22 protein-coding genes are annotated in these 19,137 nt (G+C 53.3%); 18 read left to right on the top strand and 4 right to left on the bottom strand.

The window, feature by feature from the left end:
- The 14 genes from traD to FDX24_RS20635 all read left to right on the top strand — a co-directional run.
- A partial coding sequence (traD, locus tag FDX24_RS20700) for a type IV conjugative transfer system coupling protein TraD (RefSeq protein ID WP_137364871.1) occupies positions 1-1,862 on the top strand: 1,862 nt, incomplete at its 5' end.
- On the top strand, positions 1,859-2,485 hold the full coding sequence (locus FDX24_RS20695) for a DUF4400 domain-containing protein (RefSeq protein ID WP_137364870.1): 627 nt from the start codon (positions 1,859-1,861) through the stop codon (positions 2,483-2,485). The genes traD and FDX24_RS20695, both read left to right, overlap by 4 nt.
- Before the next feature lie 535 nt (positions 2,486-3,020).
- Entirely contained in the window at positions 3,021-4,517 is a 1,497-nt protein-coding gene (locus FDX24_RS20690; RefSeq protein ID WP_137364869.1) for a DUF262 domain-containing protein, read from the top strand.
- Entirely contained in the window at positions 4,514-5,251 is a 738-nt protein-coding gene (locus FDX24_RS20685; RefSeq protein WP_137364868.1) for a hypothetical protein, read from the top strand. Before FDX24_RS20690 ends, FDX24_RS20685 begins: the two co-directional genes overlap by 4 nt.
- A gap of 430 nt (positions 5,252-5,681) precedes the next feature.
- Entirely contained in the window at positions 5,682-5,990 is a 309-nt protein-coding gene (locus tag FDX24_RS20680; RefSeq protein WP_137364867.1) for an RAQPRD family integrative conjugative element protein, read from the top strand.
- Positions 5,983-6,216, top strand: a complete 234-nt coding sequence (locus FDX24_RS20675) for a TIGR03758 family integrating conjugative element protein (protein ID WP_137364866.1) — start codon at positions 5,983-5,985, stop codon at positions 6,214-6,216. The genes FDX24_RS20680 and FDX24_RS20675 overlap by 8 nt, the downstream gene beginning before the upstream one ends.
- A 9-nt stretch (positions 6,217-6,225) precedes the next feature.
- Positions 6,226-6,540 (top strand): TIGR03745 family integrating conjugative element membrane protein, encoded by a 315-nt coding sequence (locus FDX24_RS20670; protein WP_137364865.1) that lies wholly within the window; start codon positions 6,226-6,228, stop codon positions 6,538-6,540.
- Position 6,541: 1 nt separating this feature from the next.
- Positions 6,542-6,895, top strand: coding sequence for a TIGR03750 family conjugal transfer protein (locus FDX24_RS20665; RefSeq protein WP_137364864.1), 354 nt, complete (start codon positions 6,542-6,544; stop codon positions 6,893-6,895).
- A complete protein-coding gene (locus FDX24_RS20660) occupies positions 6,892-7,551 on the top strand; it encodes a PFL_4703 family integrating conjugative element protein (RefSeq protein ID WP_137364863.1) in 660 nt (219 codons plus the stop codon). Before FDX24_RS20665 ends, FDX24_RS20660 begins: the two co-directional genes overlap by 4 nt.
- On the top strand, positions 7,548-8,315 hold the full coding sequence (locus tag FDX24_RS20655) for a TIGR03749 family integrating conjugative element protein (RefSeq protein WP_137364862.1): 768 nt from the start codon (positions 7,548-7,550) through the stop codon (positions 8,313-8,315). The genes FDX24_RS20660 and FDX24_RS20655 overlap by 4 nt, the downstream gene beginning before the upstream one ends.
- The gene (locus FDX24_RS20650) at positions 8,312-9,607 is read left to right on the top strand and encodes a TIGR03752 family integrating conjugative element protein (RefSeq protein WP_137364861.1); all 1,296 of its coding nucleotides are present in this window, start codon (positions 8,312-8,314) and stop codon (positions 9,605-9,607) included. The genes FDX24_RS20655 and FDX24_RS20650 overlap by 4 nt, the downstream gene beginning before the upstream one ends.
- A complete protein-coding gene (locus FDX24_RS20645; protein ID WP_137364860.1) occupies positions 9,604-9,963 on the top strand; it encodes a TIGR03751 family conjugal transfer lipoprotein in 360 nt (119 codons plus the stop codon). The genes FDX24_RS20650 and FDX24_RS20645 overlap by 4 nt, the downstream gene beginning before the upstream one ends.
- On the top strand, positions 9,960-12,599 hold the full coding sequence (locus tag FDX24_RS20640) for a conjugative transfer ATPase (protein ID WP_137364859.1): 2,640 nt from the start codon (positions 9,960-9,962) through the stop codon (positions 12,597-12,599). The genes FDX24_RS20645 and FDX24_RS20640 overlap by 4 nt, the downstream gene beginning before the upstream one ends.
- 153 nt (positions 12,600-12,752) lie before the next feature.
- Positions 12,753-13,736: a restriction endonuclease gene (locus FDX24_RS20635; RefSeq protein ID WP_137364858.1), complete on the top strand. Its 984-nt coding sequence runs from the start codon at positions 12,753-12,755 to the stop codon at positions 13,734-13,736.
- Here FDX24_RS20635 and FDX24_RS20630 read toward each other — a convergent pair.
- Complete coding sequence (locus FDX24_RS20630) at positions 13,729-13,962, bottom strand: helix-turn-helix domain-containing protein (protein WP_137364857.1); 234 nt, start codon at positions 13,960-13,962, stop codon at positions 13,729-13,731. The genes FDX24_RS20635 and FDX24_RS20630 overlap by 8 nt on opposite strands.
- 39 nt (positions 13,963-14,001) lie before the next feature.
- Positions 14,002-14,202 (bottom strand): helix-turn-helix domain-containing protein, encoded by a 201-nt coding sequence (locus tag FDX24_RS20625; protein WP_371414777.1) that lies wholly within the window; start codon positions 14,200-14,202, stop codon positions 14,002-14,004.
- A gap of 170 nt (positions 14,203-14,372) precedes the next feature.
- On the opposite strand from FDX24_RS20625, the gene FDX24_RS20620 reads away from it, so the two are divergent.
- The 4 genes from FDX24_RS20620 (at position 14,373) to FDX24_RS20605 (ending at position 17,396) form a co-directional block, all read left to right on the top strand.
- Entirely contained in the window at positions 14,373-14,645 is a 273-nt protein-coding gene (locus tag FDX24_RS20620) for a helix-turn-helix transcriptional regulator (RefSeq protein WP_137364855.1), read from the top strand.
- 217 nt (positions 14,646-14,862) lie between these two features.
- Positions 14,863-15,237 carry a PTS glucitol/sorbitol transporter subunit IIA gene (locus FDX24_RS20615; protein ID WP_137364854.1) on the top strand — a complete coding sequence of 125 codons (375 nt, stop codon included), beginning with the start codon at positions 14,863-14,865 and terminating at the stop codon, positions 15,235-15,237.
- Between the two features lie 43 nt (positions 15,238-15,280).
- Positions 15,281-16,639 carry an amino acid permease gene (locus FDX24_RS20610; RefSeq protein ID WP_137364853.1) on the top strand — a complete coding sequence of 453 codons (1,359 nt, stop codon included), beginning with the start codon at positions 15,281-15,283 and terminating at the stop codon, positions 16,637-16,639.
- Complete coding sequence (locus FDX24_RS20605; RefSeq protein WP_137364852.1) at positions 16,617-17,396, top strand: creatininase family protein; 780 nt, start codon at positions 16,617-16,619, stop codon at positions 17,394-17,396. Before FDX24_RS20610 ends, FDX24_RS20605 begins: the two co-directional genes overlap by 23 nt.
- Here the strand turns inward: FDX24_RS20605 and FDX24_RS20600 are convergent, their stop codons facing one another.
- The gene (locus FDX24_RS20600; protein ID WP_137364851.1) at positions 17,397-18,143 is read right to left on the bottom strand and encodes a class I SAM-dependent methyltransferase; all 747 of its coding nucleotides are present in this window, start codon (positions 18,141-18,143) and stop codon (positions 17,397-17,399) included. It lies immediately after the preceding gene.
- A 42-nt stretch (positions 18,144-18,185) separates the two neighbouring features.
- Complete coding sequence (locus FDX24_RS20595; protein WP_137364850.1) at positions 18,186-19,133, bottom strand: fimbrial protein; 948 nt, start codon at positions 19,131-19,133, stop codon at positions 18,186-18,188.
- Positions 19,134-19,137 lie beyond the last annotated feature (4 nt).

The raw sequence follows: 19,137 nt of genomic DNA, 5'->3' as shown, positions 1-19,137 counted from the left end.
TGGCCCTGCGGCGCGGCTGGCAGGGCTGGCACATCGTGCGCTACCACCGCAACCTGCTGCGCCTGCCGCGCTACGCGCTCACCAGCAGGAAAATCCCGGTCAGCCGCCAGCGGCTGTTTCTCGGTAAAGGCTTTCGCTGGCAGCCCATCCACACACAACGGCTGTACGACTGCCTGCAACCGGAAGCCGCACGCTGGCTGCGCCCCGGATGGTGTTACCGCCTGGCAAGACATATCGAAAAACGCAGCGAGCATACGCTGCCCGGCCTTGCCCGCCTGCTCAGCGCCGATCGCTGGCTGAACCCGGTACGTCCGCTGCCGTCCGTCGGCGGTAATCCGTGGTTGCACGGTGTGGAACTGAAAGAGTGCGACGTCACCCTGCCGCTCAGTGAACGCCCCGGCCACACACTGGTGCTCGGCACCACCCGCGTCGGCAAAACCCGGCTGGCAGAACTGCTTGCCACTCAGGATATCCGCCGTGGTGAGGTGGTGATCGTTTTTGATCCAAAAGGCGATGCCGATCTACTGAAGCGTCTGTGGACAGAAGCGCAGCGCGCCGGACGCGGCGACCGCTTTATCCTGTTCCATCTGGCGTACCCGGAGATCTCCGCCCGCTATAACGCCATCGGGCGCTTTGGCCGCATTTCGGAGGTGGCATCGCGTCTGACGGGGCAATTATCCGGCGAAGGCAACTCGGCGTCCTTCCGCGAGTTCGCCTGGCGCTTTGTGAATATCATCGCCCGCGCCCTGGTGGCGCTCGGTCAGCGCCCCGACTATCAGTTAATTTCCCGCCACGTCGTCAATATCGACGCCCTGTTTATCGACTATGCCCGCATCGTGCTGCCGCGCCACAACGCTCGAGCGTGGGAAGTGGTGGCGCAACTGGCGGAACGCGTTAACGACAAAAACACACCGCGCCATATGCTGGGCCGCGATCCTCACGTGGTGGCGCTGGAGCAATACCTCAACGCGGAAAAATTCTACGATCCGATCCTCGATGGCCTGCTCTCAGCAGTGCGCTATGACAAAACCTACTTCGACAAGATTGTCGCCTCGCTGCTGCCGCTGCTGGAAAAGCTGACCACCGGCACGCTCGCCGCCCTGCTCGCCCCGGACTACCACGATCTGGACGACGCGCGTCCGATCCTCGACTGGCAACAGGCGATCCGCCAGAAGGCGGTAGTCTATGTCGGGTTGGACGCGCTCTCTGATGCGGTGGTCGCTGCCGCCGTCGGCAATTCTATGTTTGCCGATCTGGTGAGCGTCGCCGGGCATCTCTACAAATTTGGCCTGAATGATGGACTGCCCGGCAACAGCGAAAAACCGTCTCCCATCAACCTGCACTGCGATGAATTTAATGAACTGATGGGCGACGAGTTTATCCCGCTGGTCAACAAGGGCGGCGGCGCGGGTATTCAGGTCACTGCTTATACCCAGACGCTGAGCGACATTCAGGCCCGTATCGGCAGCGCACCGAAGACAGGCCAGGTGGTGGGTAACTTCAACAACCTGATTATGCTGCGGGTGCGAGAAACCGCCACTGCTGAACTACTGACAAAGCAACTGCCACAGGTTGACGTGCGCAGCCGCCAGGTCAGTTCCGGCGTCACCGACACGCCGGGCGGCATCAACAGCTTTACCAGCAACACCCGCGAACAGGTGATCACCTGTAATGTGCCGCTACTCGATACCGCCGCACTGATCCAGCTTCCAAAAGGCCAGGCCTTTGCTCTGATCGAAGGCGGGCAGTTGTGGAAAATCCGTCTGCCGCTGCCCGTAGCGGATAAGCACTGTCCGCTACCCGAGTCCATCGCGCAACTGGCGGCCTGGATGCAGGCACGCCAGCAGGGGCAGCCGGAATGAGCGAACAGCGATCCCCGCCGTCACGTCCGCCACAGGGGCCGGTCGGCTGGCTGCTGTCGCTGGCCGGAAGGTTAATCGGGTTGGTTATTGGTGCGCTGGTGCTGCGGGTAGTAGTGGAACTGGCGGGGTTATATTTCTGGTGGCCGCAGGAGGGGAGCAGACATGTTTTTCAGGTGATGAGACAAGAGCGGGCGGAACTGGTTATTGCGCTACAACCGCATCCGCTGGGGAATGAAATTCTGGTGCTGCTGGAAAAAGGGGCAACTCGTGTACTTATGGCCAACAGGCTCCTGCAGAAACCGTTCACCGCCCTGGCTGATACGCTGGTGAGTTTTATGCAGCGCCTGGTATGGCTTGCCGCCATGCTCCCCCTGCTTTGCCTTTGCGCGATAACCGGGCTTACGGAGGGACTGGTGCAGCGTGATTTACGACGGTTTGGTTCCGGGCTGGAATCCGTTTTTCTCCATCATTATGTCATCAGATCAGGCTGTTCTGTCACCACCACGCTATGGGTGTTTTATCTCGCGCAGTCGCTGTGTCTGCCCGCTATTCTGGTTTTACTACCTACCACCTTCTTGTTTGGGGTAACGGTATTGATGGCGGCAGGACATTTTAAGAGATAGTTATAATTAATAACCATCTACCTCTTTGATTTAATCCTTTAAGACCCCCAAATAACCCCCCTAATAATTTATATAATATAAAATCATTCAAAAAATGATCTACACTATAACATTGTTATTTAAATGCTATTGTTTTCAAATATAATATTCATATGTGATAATCAATGACTCAACAGAGATACATAGTTTAAACTTACATTGCACTATTTAATATGATAGTGGATATATATACAATCAGTCTTTCAATTTTATCGTGTAACAAATAAAAATAACAAGCTGCATATTAATAATTATTTATACACTAATGAAAATAATTAGTTTTATTAATTGATTTTCCTCTAAAAATTGGCGATAATCGTCATTCATAAGCAAAGTACCTCTTTGAGGGCGGTAGCATATCTCGAAAATTAATCCAAACCGATTTATTTTTCTCATAACTGAGAAAGGGCCACGTTAATAATATCAATTCGATCATTGTTAAAGCTATGGCTTCATATTGAAGTTTATTAATTCACATTTTATTGGGCTTAACTTCATGGAATATCAATTAAGTAGATTTAGACTGGATTTTATAAATGATCTTGTCCTAAGCGGTCAATTAGCTTTACCCGATTTCCAAAGAGATTTTGTTTGGGGGCCGTCAAAAATAACTGATTTATTGCAAAGTATTGCTCGCGAATGGCCTGTTGGTTCACTACTTATTTTAGACGGCCCTATCGAATTTGCAAGTAAACCAATAGAACTGGGTCCTGAAGTTAGTGCAGATAAGATCAGATACTATCTTTTGGATGGACAACAAAGAATAACATCAATTTACCATGCAATTAACGATTTATCAGAAAACGTCTACTTCATTGATTTTAAAAAACTAATAGAGAACAGCCTAGACGAAGACTTTATCTTTTATCAAAAAAGGAATAAGTTTGAAAAGTCATTCAAAAATAACGAGGAAATGGCAAAGCAACACATTATAAAAATTTGCGATATCTATGAAACGGAAAACTTTATAGAATGGCTTAATTATATTCCTGACAATGATTTAAGAAAAGAAATAACAAAAATCAGGCGTAGTTATTTATACGGGCTTAATTCCGGAGTTTTTAATATCCCAGCAACAGTTTTACCGAAAGATGTTGATTTTTCAGCACTAGCTAAAATATTTGAGGGCATGAATACAAATTCTGTAAGATTGACAACTTCTGATCTTTTAGTCGCAGCTAATCTACCTAAAGGCGTCAATCTCCGGCAGATGTGGAGAGATTTGACTGTTAATAATCCAAATTTAATTTTATTAGATATTGAATTACTGGATGTTTTAAAAATCTGTGCTCTTTTAGAAAGAATGGTGGATAAGAAATCGGCTAGTGGATTAAAGCAGTCTGATTTAATAAAAATAAGCCCTCTTATATATAAAAAAAACTGGGATAAAGCTTGTAAACTATTAAATGATGCCACTTTTTATGCTCTGAATCACCTTGGTTTATTAAACAAATTTTTTCTCCCGAGTGCATCAAACTTAATTGCATTAAGCTTAGCTTTATACGAAATTGATTCTGATGAAATCATTTTATGCTTGTGGTGCCAGTGGATTTTTGAAGAAACATTCGCTCAATCCTCCCATACAAGATTACTAACGGAGTTAAGTGAAAAGAGGAGAATAGAATGGGAAAAACTGACAATTGATACCTTTGCTGAAAAGTTCTCAGATGAGATCAGCTCCATTTTAAATAAAAATTGTGGTTCTAATGCATATTTAACGAGAGGAGTCTCATCTATTAGAGCGGCGCTAGCAATGACTTACTCTGCAGAAGAAAACATATTATTCATTGACAACAGGGATAAAGTTGAAATATTTAACATTAATTCCGGCTTATCTCCCAAGAAGGAAGAATTAATAATAGATACTCGTGTAGGGGTAAAATCACTTAAAAACGGAAAAATTTCCACAAACACTTCGGTTATACAAGAAATAAATTCTAGCAACCTTAAAAAATCTTTGGAAAAAATAAAAAACAAAAGGATTGAAAAATGAAAGGTTACATTAGACTTATAATCATATTAGTGATTGGGACTATTTTATGGGGGTGCTCTCCATTAATTTACTCGTTATTTATGAAAATATATCCTTCAGTTGGGACTGATTATTCCCAAAGAGGTGTTTTCGGAGATAGCTTTGGTTCCGTTACTTCTCTTTTTTCATTCCTATCTTTTGTTGCAGTCATTTTTGCTTTTTATAGAACACAAGATATTGATAATGAGAAAACTCGTCCTTTTATTATAACAAATATTGAAAAAGACTCAATCCCAGGCAAGTTCATAGTCAAAGACTCTGCTGAAAATATAACATTAGAAATTAAACTAAAGTTAAAAAATCACTCTGAACATCTAGCTCACTCAGTTAAAATGCAGAGCAAAATAGAAGCAAAAGATAAAAAATATTCATGCAAGGACACTTTAATTCACTATCCAATAACTGATTCAGAAATTGATGCCCCGACTATTTTACTAAAAACAGGAAGAACAAAATGCCTCGATCTTTTAGATTCATTAACTACTAATGAAAGTGTACAACTAACTATTGAAATAAAATATAAAAATGCCACAAACAAAGAATTTAAAACAACCAATAGTTACCAGATTTCAATACCTCATTCAGATTATGCGGCGATAAATGAAATTAGACAAGGGTTATTTACTACAGGCCTGTGGGGGGGAGGTAAATTTATCGCTATTAATATCATTGAGTCTGAAAACTTTATTAAATAGGATGGCACCCATCCAAAATAATAAAGATTAACTCCTCTTATATATTGCCACAATAACTTCATCTAATTTGAACAGTTACAAACATGATTGATGATATTGTGGCGACTTCTTAGCGGATACATATAGTGATAACAAACAGTAAAACACCCAAAAAACCTCTAATTTATGAATACCAATCTGGTCAAACAATTATTTAGAGATAACCAAATCTATTTATCAAATTCACAATTTTCTTTTTCATCATACTATTGATTATTGCTGAGTAATACGTCCCAGCATTGGTAATATATAAATATTTGATTGCATTTATTATTTCTTGCACAGTACGTACCGACCCCAAAATTTTTATCAAGGACAACCATTTCTTCGTTACCCTCAATCCAACCAGTCCTCTACCCTTCTCTGAAAAAGCTTTCAGAGTAAAGGTGTCATGTGTAATTACCCATCATTTCTGTTACTGGCGTTGCTCATAGGATCACAGGCCTGGGCCTCCCCGGAATCCACCCAACTCGCCCTCGCGCTGAAGCAACTCGACGGCGTAAAAACCTCGCTGGCGAGAGCCCAAACCAGCGCCAGCACCGATCCACAGTCGCGCTACTTCTTCGACTACTTACAGGCGCAGCAGGACATCTCTGCCGTTGAACAGGGCATCCACCGCTACCTTGCCCCGGCGAGGGCGCAGCCGCGTGCCATCCAGCCTCTGAGCACCAGCTACCAGCGGGAGAACCCCGATGACTGACTCGCAACTCGCCGCCTTTCAGGCCGCCAGCCTGAGTAAACCTGAGATCGTCAGCCTGCTGATGCTCGGCCTGTTTACCAGCGTCCTGTTGCTGTGGTGTGCCTGGACGCTGATGGTCGCCTGGCAGGGCGTCTGCCGCCAGCGCCTGAGCTGGCAAAGTTTTGGCGCGGTGGCGGCCCGTTCACTGTTACTGGTGCTGGTCAGTTTCTGGCTGGTACTGAGCTAAGGAGATCCCATGCGCTGGCTGCTGCTGTTACTCATCACGTTTAACGCCCTCGCCGATCTGCCAACGATGGAGGATCCGTCACGCGGCCAGGGCAAAGGCATTATGGAGACGCTGCAGAACTACGGTTTTGACATCGTGGTGCTGCTGGCGCTGGCCATCTGCGCCGTCGGTTTTCTGGTGGTGGCGAACAACTGCATTGCCACCTACTCGGAGATCCAGAGCGGGCGCAAGCAGTGGAAAGATCTGGGCTCGATGGCGGGCGTCGGCAGCATTCTGCTGGTGGTCATCATCTGGCTGCTCAACCAGGCTTCGGACGTCCTGTGATATGGCGACTATCCCCTTTCTCCCCGACCGCCTCAACCGCGAACCCGTGGTCTGGCGCGGCCTGACCACCAGTGAGTTGTTTCTGGCGCTGGCTCTCGGTCTTGGCGGCGGCTGCGCGTTCGGCATTGTGCTGGCCCTGATAACCCACTACTGGCCGTTGATCCCCGGTTCAGCGCTGGCAGGTGCGGCATTACTGATTCAGGGCGGTGGGCGGATTCTGGCGCGCGCGAAACGCGGTAAGCCCGATAGCTGGCTGCCGCAGGCGATCCTAGCCTGGCTGGAGCGCCATCACCTCCGGGGCGCACACCTGGTCCAGCACAGTACCGTATGGGTAGTGCGCAGGAGCCCGCGATGAGCCGCTTTCGCCATGCGCTGGCTGAGCGCGATAACCATATCCTGACGCTGCGGGCAGTGATTGTTCTGCTGTGCCTGTGCCTGGCGGGCGTCGGCTACGGCTGGTACAGCGCGCCACAAAAGCTCACCCTCTGGTTCCCGCCAGACCTGCGCAGCGGCAGCACCCGCCCGTGGTGGGAAGTACCGCCTGCCAGCGTTTACGCCTTCACCTTTTATATCTTCCAACAGCTAAACCGCTGGCCGGATAACGGCGAGGAAGACTATTCCCGTAACCTGCGCTCGCTGCGCGCCTACCTGACGCCCGCCTGTTACACCCGGCTGGAGCACGATTTCCAGGTGCGGCGCAACGGTGGTGAACTACGCGAGCGCACGCGCGGTGTGTATGAGCTTCCCGGCCATGGCTACAGCAGCCTGGTGCATAACGGCGATAAACGCCCCTTCCTCCGCGTTGAGACCTTAAGCCGGGACGCCTGGCGGGTAACGCTGGATGTGGCGGTTGAAGAGTATTACCAGAACGAGCCGGTGAAAAAAGCGCTGGTACGCTACCCGTTACAGGTGATGCGTTACGCCATTGATGCGGAGAAAAACCCGTGGGGGCTGGCGATCGACTGTACCGATGCCGCACCGCAGCGGCTGGTGGCGGAGGAGAAACAATGAAATCTGTCTTCCTGGTTTTACTCTTCAGCTTCCCGGCCATCGCCACGGAGGTGGTGCAGTGGGAAAACATCCCGCTCCCAGTCACACTGCATATCGGGCAGGAGCGGATTGTCGACGTGGGGAAAACGGTGCGCATCGGCTATCCCACTACGCTGGAGGGCAAAGTGCGTCTGCAAAGCGCGGGCGGCAAAGTCTTCCTGCTGGCGAATACGGCGTTCCCGTCCACCCGCATCCAGTTGCGGGACACCGGCAGCGGTGAACTGATCCTGCTGGATATTCAGGCCATACAAAGCACTTCGCCACTTGAACCCGTGCAAATCAGCTATGCGCCGCAGACGCCTGCCACAGCAAAAACGCCCGTCCCGGTGAAAGCATCAACCGAACCTCTGCCCGTCCTGCTGGTGCGCTATGCCGCGCAGAATCTGTATGCGCCACTGCGCACCGTCGAAGCCCTGCCCGGCGTCACGCCTGCCCCCGTCCGGCTGGCGAAACGCATCACCACCTTACTGCCGCAGCAGCCCGTTACCGCGACTCCATTAGCAGCATGGCAGGTTAACGCCACCACCGTGACTGCTATCCGCCTGCAAAACCAGAGCGGACAGCGCATCACGCTCGATCCGCGCGAGCTTCAGGGGCAGTTCAACGCAGCCGCTTTCCAGCATGACTGGCTCGGCCCACGTGGTCTGGCGGAAGATACCACCGTGGTGTACCTGGTGACGGAAGGCCCGGTTTCCCGCGCCCTGCTGCCGGAGCCGAAACCATGATGCCGCGCCAGAGTATTCTGCTGAAAATCCTGCTGCCCGTCATTGTGCTACTCACCGTCTGGCTGCTGCTGCGCCCGGCCAGCAAAAACACCGCTGAGGAATCCCCGTCCCGCAGCGTGGCTGCGTTAACCCCGCAGGAACTGCGCGATCTGGGTATCGACGGCGACACACCTGCCGATACTGTCGCCACGCTGGTCGGCCAGATGAAGCAGTACCGCCGGGAGCTTCAGACGATTCAGAACGATAACGAAAGCCAGCAGGCGCGCGAGAAGCGGCTGAAAGCGCAGCAGGCGACACTGGTATCAGAGTTACGCGGGGATATGCGCAGGCAGCAGGATCAGATGCGCGATGAACTGCTGAAAAGCCAGCGGGGACTGCTGGATAAACTCGACCGCCTGATGGCGAAACGTCCTGACGATATCCCGCCCGGTTTAGGGCTGACGCCCGGTGAACTGCCTGTCGATGTGCAGCCGGATATCCGCTGGCTGGAGCCGCTGGATGCGCCCGCGCCTGTGGATGAAAAGCTGCTGCACGTCCCCCTGAAAGCAGCCGACAAACCGCCGCCAAAACCTGACGTGAAGGTCTATACCCTGCCGCAAAACGCCACGCTGACCGGATCGGTCGCCATGACGGCGCTGATTGGCCGCGTGCCGCTTAACGGTACCGTCAGCGATCCCTATCCGTTTAAACTGCTGATTGGCGAGGACAACCTCACCGCCAATGGCATCGAACTACCGGACGTAGCGGGTGCGGTGGTCTCCGGCATCGCCTCGGGTGACTGGACGCTCTCCTGCGTGCGCGGGCAAATCACCTCCATAACCTTTGTGTTTCACGACGGCACCATCCGCACCGTCCCACAGGGCGGCAAATCCGGCAACAAACAGCAGGAGATCGGCTGGCTCTCGGATAACCAGGGGCTGCCGTGTATTCCCGGCGAGCGCAAAAGCAACGCGAAGGAGTACCTGACCTCGCAGTTCCTGCTGGCGGGTTCCGGCGCGGCGGCGCAGGCCTTCGCCAATGGTGAAAGCACCACCGTGGTGGAGGACGGCAGCATCACCAGCGCAGTGACGGGCAACAACGGTCAGTACGTGCTCGGCCAGGCCATCGGCGGCGGATTAAAAGAGACCGCCGACTGGATGAAACAGCACTACGGCCAAATGTTCGATGCGGTGTACGTGCCTCCAGGCCACAAGGTGGCGGTGCATCTCACCGAACTGCTGACTATCGACTACGAGCCGGAAGGCCGCAAAGTGAAATACCAGCAGGCCAGCACACCGGGGGGACTGGAATGATACGAGCTATATTGATGTTGCTGTTTTTGCTGGCCGGATGCAGCACCTCGCAGGAAGAACTGATGCCGGTCGCCCCCGATGCCAGCATGCTCTCGCTGTGGCAGCAGCAAAGCGGCGGCAACGCGGCTCTGCTGGATGCCCGCGCCCAGCTACGCCGCCCGCCAGACGGTCCGGTGGCGCAACCTGAGGCAGACACTATCCGCAGCCAGTTTCCGCGCCTGCCCAACCCGGATATGGTGCTCTACGTCTATCCACACCTTAATGGCAACACGCCGGTGCCCGGCTACAGCACCGTCTTCCCCTTCTATACCCGTCCGCAGTATGCATTGCCGGGCGAGCGCCTGACGCCGCCATGATGGAACGGTGCGGCCTGACCGAACAGGCGCTGAATGCCAGCTACCGCAAAAGCCCGTCGTTTGTCGACTGGCTGCCATGGGTAGAGTTTTTGCCGGAGTCGCAGACGCTGCTGCTGGAGGATGGCCGCTCAGTGGGCGCGGTGTTTGAGCTAAATCCCGTTGGTACCGAAGGCCGCTCGACGGCGTTTCTGGAACAGGTGCGCGATACCGTCACTGATGCCTTGCAGGATGCTTTCGATGAGCACGAACGCGCGCCGTGGGTGGTGCAGTTTTTCTGCCAGGAAGAGGACGATAGCGACGCCTGGCTGGAGACTCTTGCTGCTTACGCCGCGCCAGAAATCCGCGACTCCGCTTTTACCCGCGAATGGGTCGCGCAGATGGCAAACCACATGACGGCCCTCACCCGCGATGAGGGGTTGTTTCTCGATAACACCGTCACCCGTACCCGCTGGCGGGCGACGTGGCGACGCACGCAGATGGTGGTGTATCGCTGGCTGCCCGGCCTTTCACCGGATGAACCGTCCCCGGAAGAGACGCTGAACCATATCTGCGAACGGCTCACCGCCGGGCTGAAAGCGGCGGGTGTCAGCGCTATCCGCCAGAATGAGCAGGCCATTCACCGCTGGCTGGTGCGCTGGTTTAACCCCGCGCCGCCCGTTGAAGATAAAAAAGCCTTCTGGCGACAGCTGGATTTACCGGAAGCTGAAGCCCTGCCCGTTATCACCGATTTCGCCGAACGACTGCTGACGAGCGAACCGCGCTCAGATGCGGAGAACGGTGTCTGGTGGCTGGATAACCGCCCGCATAAAGTGGTGGTGGTCGACCGCCTGCGCAAAGCGCCGCCGCCCGGCCTGCTGACCGGGGAAACCACGCGCGGCGACGGCATCAATGCCCTGTTCGACCTCCTACCCGCAGGCACCATCATGAACCTGACGGTGGTGGTGTATCCGCAGGATAAGCTGGAGCAGCACATCAGCCATCTCTCCGACCGGGCGATCGGCGACAATACCGATTCCGAATACACCCGCCGCGACTGCCACGAGGTGCGCAGCTACCTGAAGGACGGCCATAAGCTCTACCGCAGTACGCTGGCGTTTTACCTGCATGCGCCCGACATCGATACCCTGTTTCGCCAGCAGCGCCAGTTGCACAGCCTGTTGCTGAATGCCGGGCTGATTCCTGTGCAGGAGCAGCACGAAGTCGCCCCGCTCAGCCACTGGCTACGCTGGCTGCCGATGTGTTTCGATCCCCTGCGCGATCCTCGTGGGCTGTATACCCGGCTCAACTTTGTGCAGCATATCGCCGGGCTGTTGCCGGTGTACGGGCGGGAAACCGGCACCGGGCATCCGGGGATTTGCTACTTCAACCGTGGTGGCGCGCCGCTGTGCTTCGATCCGCTGAATAAGCTGGATCGTGCCCAGAACGGTCACCTGCTGCTACTCGGCCCGACCGGGGCGGGCAAATCCGCCACCCTCAACGCGAAAATCGCGCAACTGATGGCGCTACACCGCCCACGCCTGTTCATCATTGAGGCCGGGAACTCATTTGGCCTGATGGCCGACTACGCCGCCGCCCACGGCCTGACGGTGAACAAAATCAGCCTGCGCCCCGGTTCCGGCGTCACCCTGCCCCTGTTCGCCGATGCCTGGCGACTGGTGGAGCAGGCGGTTACCGACGCTGAACCGCCGGAGGATGAAGAGAGCGACGGCGATGACCAGCGCGATGTGCTCGGTGAAATGGAGATCACCGCCCGGCTGATGATCACCGGCGGCGAGGCGAAAGAAGATGCACGCCTCACCCGTCCGGATCGAGCGATGATCCGCCAGGCGATTATCGCCGCCGCGCACACCTGTTACGAGGAAAAACGCCAGACGCTGACCCAGGATATCCGCGACGCATTGTTTGGTCTTTCAAAAGATGCCAGTCTGCCGGAAGCCCGCCGCCAGCGGGCGTATGAGATGGCGGAATCCATCAACCTGTTCTGCGCCGGGTTTGAAGGCGAACTCTTCAACCGCGAAGGCACAATGTGGCCGGAGGCGGATATCACTCTGGTGGATCTCGCTACCTTCGCCCGCGAAGGCTATGAAGCACAGCTTGCCATCAGCTATATCTCGCTGATTAATCATATCAACAACCTCGGCGAGCGCGACCAGCATCTGGCGCGGCCCATCGTCAACATCACCGATGAGGCGCATATCATCACCGTCAATCCGCTACTGGCGCGGTTCCTCACGAAGGGCTCGAAAATGTGGCGCAAGCTCGGCATCTGGCTGTGGCTTGCCACCCAGAACCTGGCGGATTTTCCCGATGAGGCGAAGAAGCTGCTCAACATGATCGAGTGGTGGGAACTGCTGGTGATGCCGCCAGAAGAGATCGATCAGGTGTGCCGGTTTAAGGCACTGACGGAAGAACAGCGGCAACTGCTGCGCTCGGCGGTGAAATCGCCGGGGCAGTATACGGAAGGAGTGGTGCTGTCGCCACGGGTTGAGGCGCTGTTTCGGGTGGTACCGCCAGCGCTCTATCTGGCGCTGGCGATGACCGAAAAGCATGAGAAGGCCGAAAGGATGCGGATTATGAAGGAGACGGGATGTAGTGAGGTTGAGGCGGCTAGGCATATAATGTCATTCAATCGATAACGCTCGATTATTTATGAATATCACTTAATATTTTCATCATGTGAACATGATATTTCACCTGTATTTAAAATGACAACTATGTGACCTTAATAACTTTACCTAAGTGTTTTTTTGTAGATAATACACCTCACATTAAATAAATTAACAAAGTCTATGAAAAGAAAATTAAAAAAGAACACAAGATTTATAGATGCAACCGAACTGCCGCTTGAAGAATGGCTTGATATGATTTCGGTTGATCGAAGAGAGCGAGATTATGATATAATAGATTTTCAATTCCCGACCACCAAACATTTAGAAGAATATATTATCAACATTGATAAATATTCAGAAGACGATGTAAAAGATCTAATTTACAAATTTATAATCCCCACTACATTTTTAGGTGGTGATGATATCATCAGAAACTGGGTTTTCGATAGTGGGAAATTTAACATCAGGGAAATATTCAACCATGAGTCATTTATTAAAAGATTAATTTCAGTAAATGAAAAGAATCCGCCATGGCAATCTATCTCCTGGATTCTTGATTTACTACCCAACAACCCTTATCAAGCAGTCAGCGTTGTTAATGCTTATGTGACAGCGCACATTATGTTTCTGTCTGACAATGGATTTTATAGATGTGAGGATATTATTTCATTGATAAATGCAAAGTTTATCAATCATCCACTGCCAACTAAAGATCTGATAAGAAAAATATCCTCACGTGATTTTGAACTTCTTTGTGGTTATTTATATAATAAAAAGGGATATGATATTAACATCACTAAAAAAACTAGAGATGGTGGTTATGATATTATTGCAGAAAAAGGCAGTGGAAGGGAACACGAGGTGCTATATATTGAATGTAAACAAAAAGAAACTAAAGTTGGAGTAGAAATAGCTCGAAATGCTTTGGGTTTGCTAAATATAAAAAACGCTACAAAGTCAGTTATTATAACCAACAGCTATTTCACGAAAGATGCACTAAATATTTCAAAAGAATCAAAACGACTCGAACTCATTAATTTAGACGATTTTGATAATGATATGCGAGAATATGTTGATCCCAGATGGGTTTATCGCATCGATGGATACATAAAAGAAATGAAAAACATTTCAAATAAAAACGCAATCCCCAACATGATCAATTAAGAGTTGATTTAAAATCAAATAAATTTCTAATTTCAATTTCTAACCCTTGGGCTAAAACATTTAGTACTTCAAGGGTTGGATTCCTTACTCCGCGCTCAATGCCGCTCACATAAGTACGATCAAGCCCACACTTATCCGCAAATGCTTCCTGAGACAGGCCTGACTGAAGCCTGAGTTTTTTGAGATGAGCGCCAAACTGCGCCTGAATGCTGGATGTATTTTTCATCCAGATAAAATGAACTTACGTTGTCTATCAGACCACGGACTATGAGTCACATTCCGTTGATTCGGCGTCCTTTTCTGTGCCATCGTCAAACATAAATAAATGGCTAAGATCCATCCCCAGACCGTCCGAAATTGCACAAATGACAATAAGCGTAGGGTTCCTCACTCCTCGCTCAATTCCACTCATGTAGGTGCGATCGATGCCGCATTTATCGGCAAAAGCTTCCTGGGACAGGTCCATCTCACGGCGTAGCGCCCTGATTCTGTTGCCCAGTACCTTTTTGATTGATCCCGTCTTTTCCATCTAGCCAGCATCAATCTTCGTTGATTATCGGTCCACGGACTATGAGTCACATAAAAAGCGTGCTAGCATACATTTGTGACTCATAGTCAACAATAGAGGTAAACGGAATGACTAAAAAAGACTGGCACCCCGCCGACATCATTGCCGCCTTACACAAGCGCGGCACCAGTATGGCGAAACTCTCGCGGGAAGCGGGACTGGCGTCGTCAACGCTGGCGAATGCTCTGAGCCGACCGTGGCCGAAAGGCGAGTGGCTGATTGCCGTCGCGCTTGACGTGCATCCATCAGTAATCTGGCCGGAGCGCTACCTCAACACCACCAAACGTGAACCCAGAAAACCGCTTCACCTCATGACAACAACAGAAAACTCCGGGACATAACGACCCGCGCTGTGAGTGGCAGGACGCATTAACCAACACGCCTGACAGGAGAGTTGTTTATGCACACCGAACCACACCCATGCCCCATCGCTCTTACAACCGGAGGCCACCGTCACCCGGCCTCCCGGACTACAGGCTTTATTCACCGCTTCAGGCTCCACGCCTTCTCACCCGCACCGGGCCGTATTCTCATGCCCAGTAAACGGGAGAACGAGCCATGATGACCTACTGCGCGCGCATTGTTGCTATCGGGCTGTTTGTCGCCGACGGGCTGGCCGACAGGACGCTCATCACCTTCGACAGCAACGGTCCGAAAGATTGCCTCGATTATTCCCTGTCACTGGAACCCTCGTTCCGGGAAGACAACCTGCTGATCCTGCCCGGCGATCGGCTGCTGCTGGCAAGCCATGACTACCTGGTGACAGCCGTGGGCAAAGCGGCGCAGCAGTCGCTGTTTGAACTCGGCCATCTGACCATGGTGTTTAACGGCAGCCTGAACGCCTGCCACGCGGGGGCCGTTCATCTCTCCGGCCCAGTCCCTAAACTTCGTGACCTGTACGGCGACCTGCTGATTGAGGAGGGGCGGCCATAAACGCGGCCCTGAATCCGTCCACAACAACAATAGAGAAGACACTATGGAACTCAACAGAAGCCTGAAAGCCCGCCACCTGACGATGATTTCCGTCGGCGGCGTGATTGGTGCCGGATTTTTCCTCGGGGCAGGCGCGGCCATCGCCCGCACCGGCCCGTCGGTGGTGCTGGCCTACCTTATCGGCGGCGTTATCACCCTGTTCATTATGCTGCTGCTCGCCGAAATGGCGGTCTCCAGACCCGTCTCCGGCTCCTTTGAAACTTACGCCCGCACCGCCTTTGGCCCGTGGTGTGGCTTTATCACCGGCTGGACCTACTGGCTGGCCTTCCTGATTGGTCCGGCGTCGGAAGCCATTGCCGCAGGCACCTTCCTGAATATGTGGTTTCCCGGCGTCCCCGTCTGGCTGTTCTGCCTGGTGATCGCCTCGTCGCTGACCGCTATCAACATGGTCGGCGTCCATTTCTTCGGTGAAGTGGAGTTCTGGCTGAGCCTGGTGAAAGTGGTGGCGCTGCTGGCCTTTATCATCGCGGGCTGCTACAGCCTCGGGCTGGATGACACCTCACCCGCCAGCGCCGCTAACCTAACCGACAGCGGCAGCTTTTTTGCGGGCGGGCTGCCCGGCTTTCTCGGCGCGATGCTGATGGTGATTTTCTCCTTCGGCGGCACGGAGGCAATCGGCACCGCTGCAGGCGAAAGTGAGAACCCGCAGCGCGATATTCCCCGCACGCTGCGCGGTACCGTGGTGCGGATCCTGCTGCTGTATGTCGGCTCGCTGACCGTCCTGCTGCTCGTACTGCCCTGGCAGCAGGCGGGCGTCAGCAGCAGCCCGTACGTGGAGGCGTCCGGCATTCTCGGCGGCGACATGGCGCGGCACATCATGAACTTTGTGGTGCTGACCGCCGCGCTCTCCTGCATTGATACGGGCGTTTACGCCACCTCGCGGATGCTGCACGCCATGGCGTCCGACGGCTATTTCCCTGGCTGGTTTGCCCGCCTGCACCCGGCACATAAAACACCCGATAACGCCATCCTTGCCAGCAGCCTGGTGCTGTTTACCGGCGTCATCATCGCCATCCTCTCGCCGGATGCGTATGTCATCCTCGCCGGGATTTCCGGGTTCGGCTTCCTGTTCACCTGGCTGATGATTGCCTTAAGCCAGCCGACCCTGCACCGGATTGCGCTGCACGACGGAACGCTGAAATACAAGGCTTCGGGGGCCCGCTACATCCAGCCGTTCACCGTGGGGCTGATTGCGCTGATCATGGCCGGGCAATTCTTTACCGACGGCGGCGGCATTACCCTGGTCACCGTCCTGGTCTGGCTGGCCCTCGCCAGCGCGTACTATTTCTTTGTCGTCCGAAAAAACAGGAGACTGTCCGATGAAAAAAGTCATGCTCAATGAACTGACTGGCCGGGAAATTCGCGAACTGTTGCAGTCCGGCACGGAACTCACCGCTATTGTCAGCTTCGGCAGTTGTGAGAACCACGCCGATCACCTGCCGCTCGGCCCCGACATGTTTGTCCCGGAAGTGGTCGCCTGCCGGGTGGCGCAGCGGGTAGACAATACCCTTGTGCTGCCCTGCACGCCGTTTGGCACTTCCGCTCACTACAACGCCCATCCACTGGCCATCACCCTGCGCTATGAAACGAATATCGCGCTGGCGGAAGATATCTTCACCAGCCTGTTGCACCACGGCATCCGCAGGATGCTGGTGATTAACGGCCACGACGGCAATATCCCGGCAATCGAGATCGCAGCCCATAACGTGAAGGCACAACACCCGCAGGCAGCGATTGTGGTGGTTCCGGCGTGGTGGGATCTGGTGGGACATCATCTCGGGAAGGGATTTTTTGACTCATGGGATAACACCGGGCTCGGACACGGCGGCGAGGGAGAAACGTCTGTCATGATGGCGCTGCTCCCGGAACTGGTGGAACTGAAATATGCGCAGAAACAGATCCCTACGGAGGTGTTCGCCGATTATGGCGTGAGCCGGATCTGGGATATCGGGGAAATCAGCACCACCGGCGCGACCGGCGATCCGCGCTGCGCCTCGGCGGAAAAAGGCGAGCGGATCCTCGCCTGCCTGGTGGATGTGCTCTGTGCGTTGCTAAGTAAGCTGGATGCGGCGGACTGGCGGTGTGCCCCGGACAGGTAATCAACGAAGCGTGGCGGTAAAAGCATGAATATCAAAATTTACCGCCACCTTTTCCGCGGGCTCGCGCCCGCAAACCGCTTCCGTAAACCGTGTGGCATAATCTTTACCGCCTTCGACTTTAATGCACCGCGTAACATAGCTGGTGGACAGAAAAAATTGCGCAATCTCCAGTGGGGTCAGGAAAAGAATGTTACTGAACACCTCCCTTTGACAGTCCACCAGATGACCACAGGCCTGCATCAGTTCCAGCGTATTGTCATACTGGATCAGCCGCGGATCGCGGTAATAATGCCAGCTGTCCACCAACTCTGTTTCAATGAAATCCCGCAATGGCCCATACACCACCGGAAAGTCATATTTATAGGCGCAAAACACTCCACCGGGATTCAGCCAGTCGCGCAGTTTCGCCAGCACCCGCGTTCGATCCATCCAGTAAAATGAAGTGGCGCTGGTCACCAGGTCAAATCGCCGTTGTGAAGAAAAGCTCTCGGCTGGAGATACCGAAAACAGCAGACCGGGATAATTCACCCGCGCCCGCTCAATCAGGGCATCACCCTGGTCACAGCCCTCAACATGGCGAAACCATGCTTTCAGCCGTCCGGTTGAAACACCGTTACCGCATCCGATATCCAGCGCAGCGTCATGAGCGGGTGCCCGCTCGGCCAGAGATAAATAAAGCGCTTCCGGATAGGTGATTTTTCCACGAACAGCATCGTAAGCACCGGCATTCTTATTGAACTGTTGCACTACTGTTCTCCTTATTAAACCGTAACAAACCGGAATCCAGGGCTATTTATACGTCAGCGTAAAGGTCGCCGTGCCGTTTGCCGCACCCGGCGTTATCGTTCCTGCCGTCTGGTAGTACCGCGCCTTAAGCTGAACAATCTCGTCGCCATACACCGACTGCCAGTAAAATCGCTCCAGGCCATACTGGACGACGGCATCATCCGGGCGGTAGTGCAGCTGGATCCCCACGCCGGATGCGCCACCGCTATCAAGCTGCATAACGCCTTGCGAACCCGCAGACGCATCCGCCGGGGCATCAATACGCACGTTAATTCGCGCACCCACATCGCAGTTCAGGCCGATATCGAAGCTCACCCAGTCGGTTGTTGATCCCGCCCCGCTGAATTCACTTTTATCGTGATCCCTCATGGGGACGTCTACAGACGGCGTGGTGACACTACAGGCTTCAGATTTCACCGTGTTGGTCCCGTTCAGCGTGACGTTGGCAAAGTAAAACCGGTTTACCACCGACGCCCTGGCCAGCACGCCGTTGGTTAACGTGCCGCTGGTGATATTCCCGGTTTTGATAAGCTCACCTTTGATACCATCGCCGGGAATGGAGGCCCAGGAACCCCCGGCGTTATAGGGGTAACTACTTTCATAAGGCAGAACTTTACCCGATGAGGCGGTGCTCAGCCGCAGCCCGACGCCGGGCAGGTTGGTGTTGTAAACGCCGCTACCATAGCCACTCAGGGTGCCCCATTGGGTCAGTTCCCAGCGCGCGGTCCAGGCTTCACGCGTACATCCGGCGATAGCGTTGCCGTTGTTGTAAGCCCCTGTAACATCGGTGGCCAGCACGCTCCCCACTGGCGCATCCCGCTGGACGGTGACGTTGCCAAAGTTCAGATATCCCGCCAGTTCGGACGTCACGCCGCCGGTAAATGAGCAGCTTGCCATTGCGACATCAGACACAGCCATCAGCAGTAAAAAGAACAGAATGACGTTTCTCATCTCA

The organism is Citrobacter sp. wls716, assembly GCF_005280975.1.
GTDB classification, from domain to species: domain Bacteria; phylum Pseudomonadota; class Gammaproteobacteria; order Enterobacterales; family Enterobacteriaceae; genus Citrobacter; species Citrobacter youngae.
The sequence above is the reverse complement of the archived record's forward strand: the minus strand, read 5'-3'. Positions and strand labels throughout refer to the sequence as shown.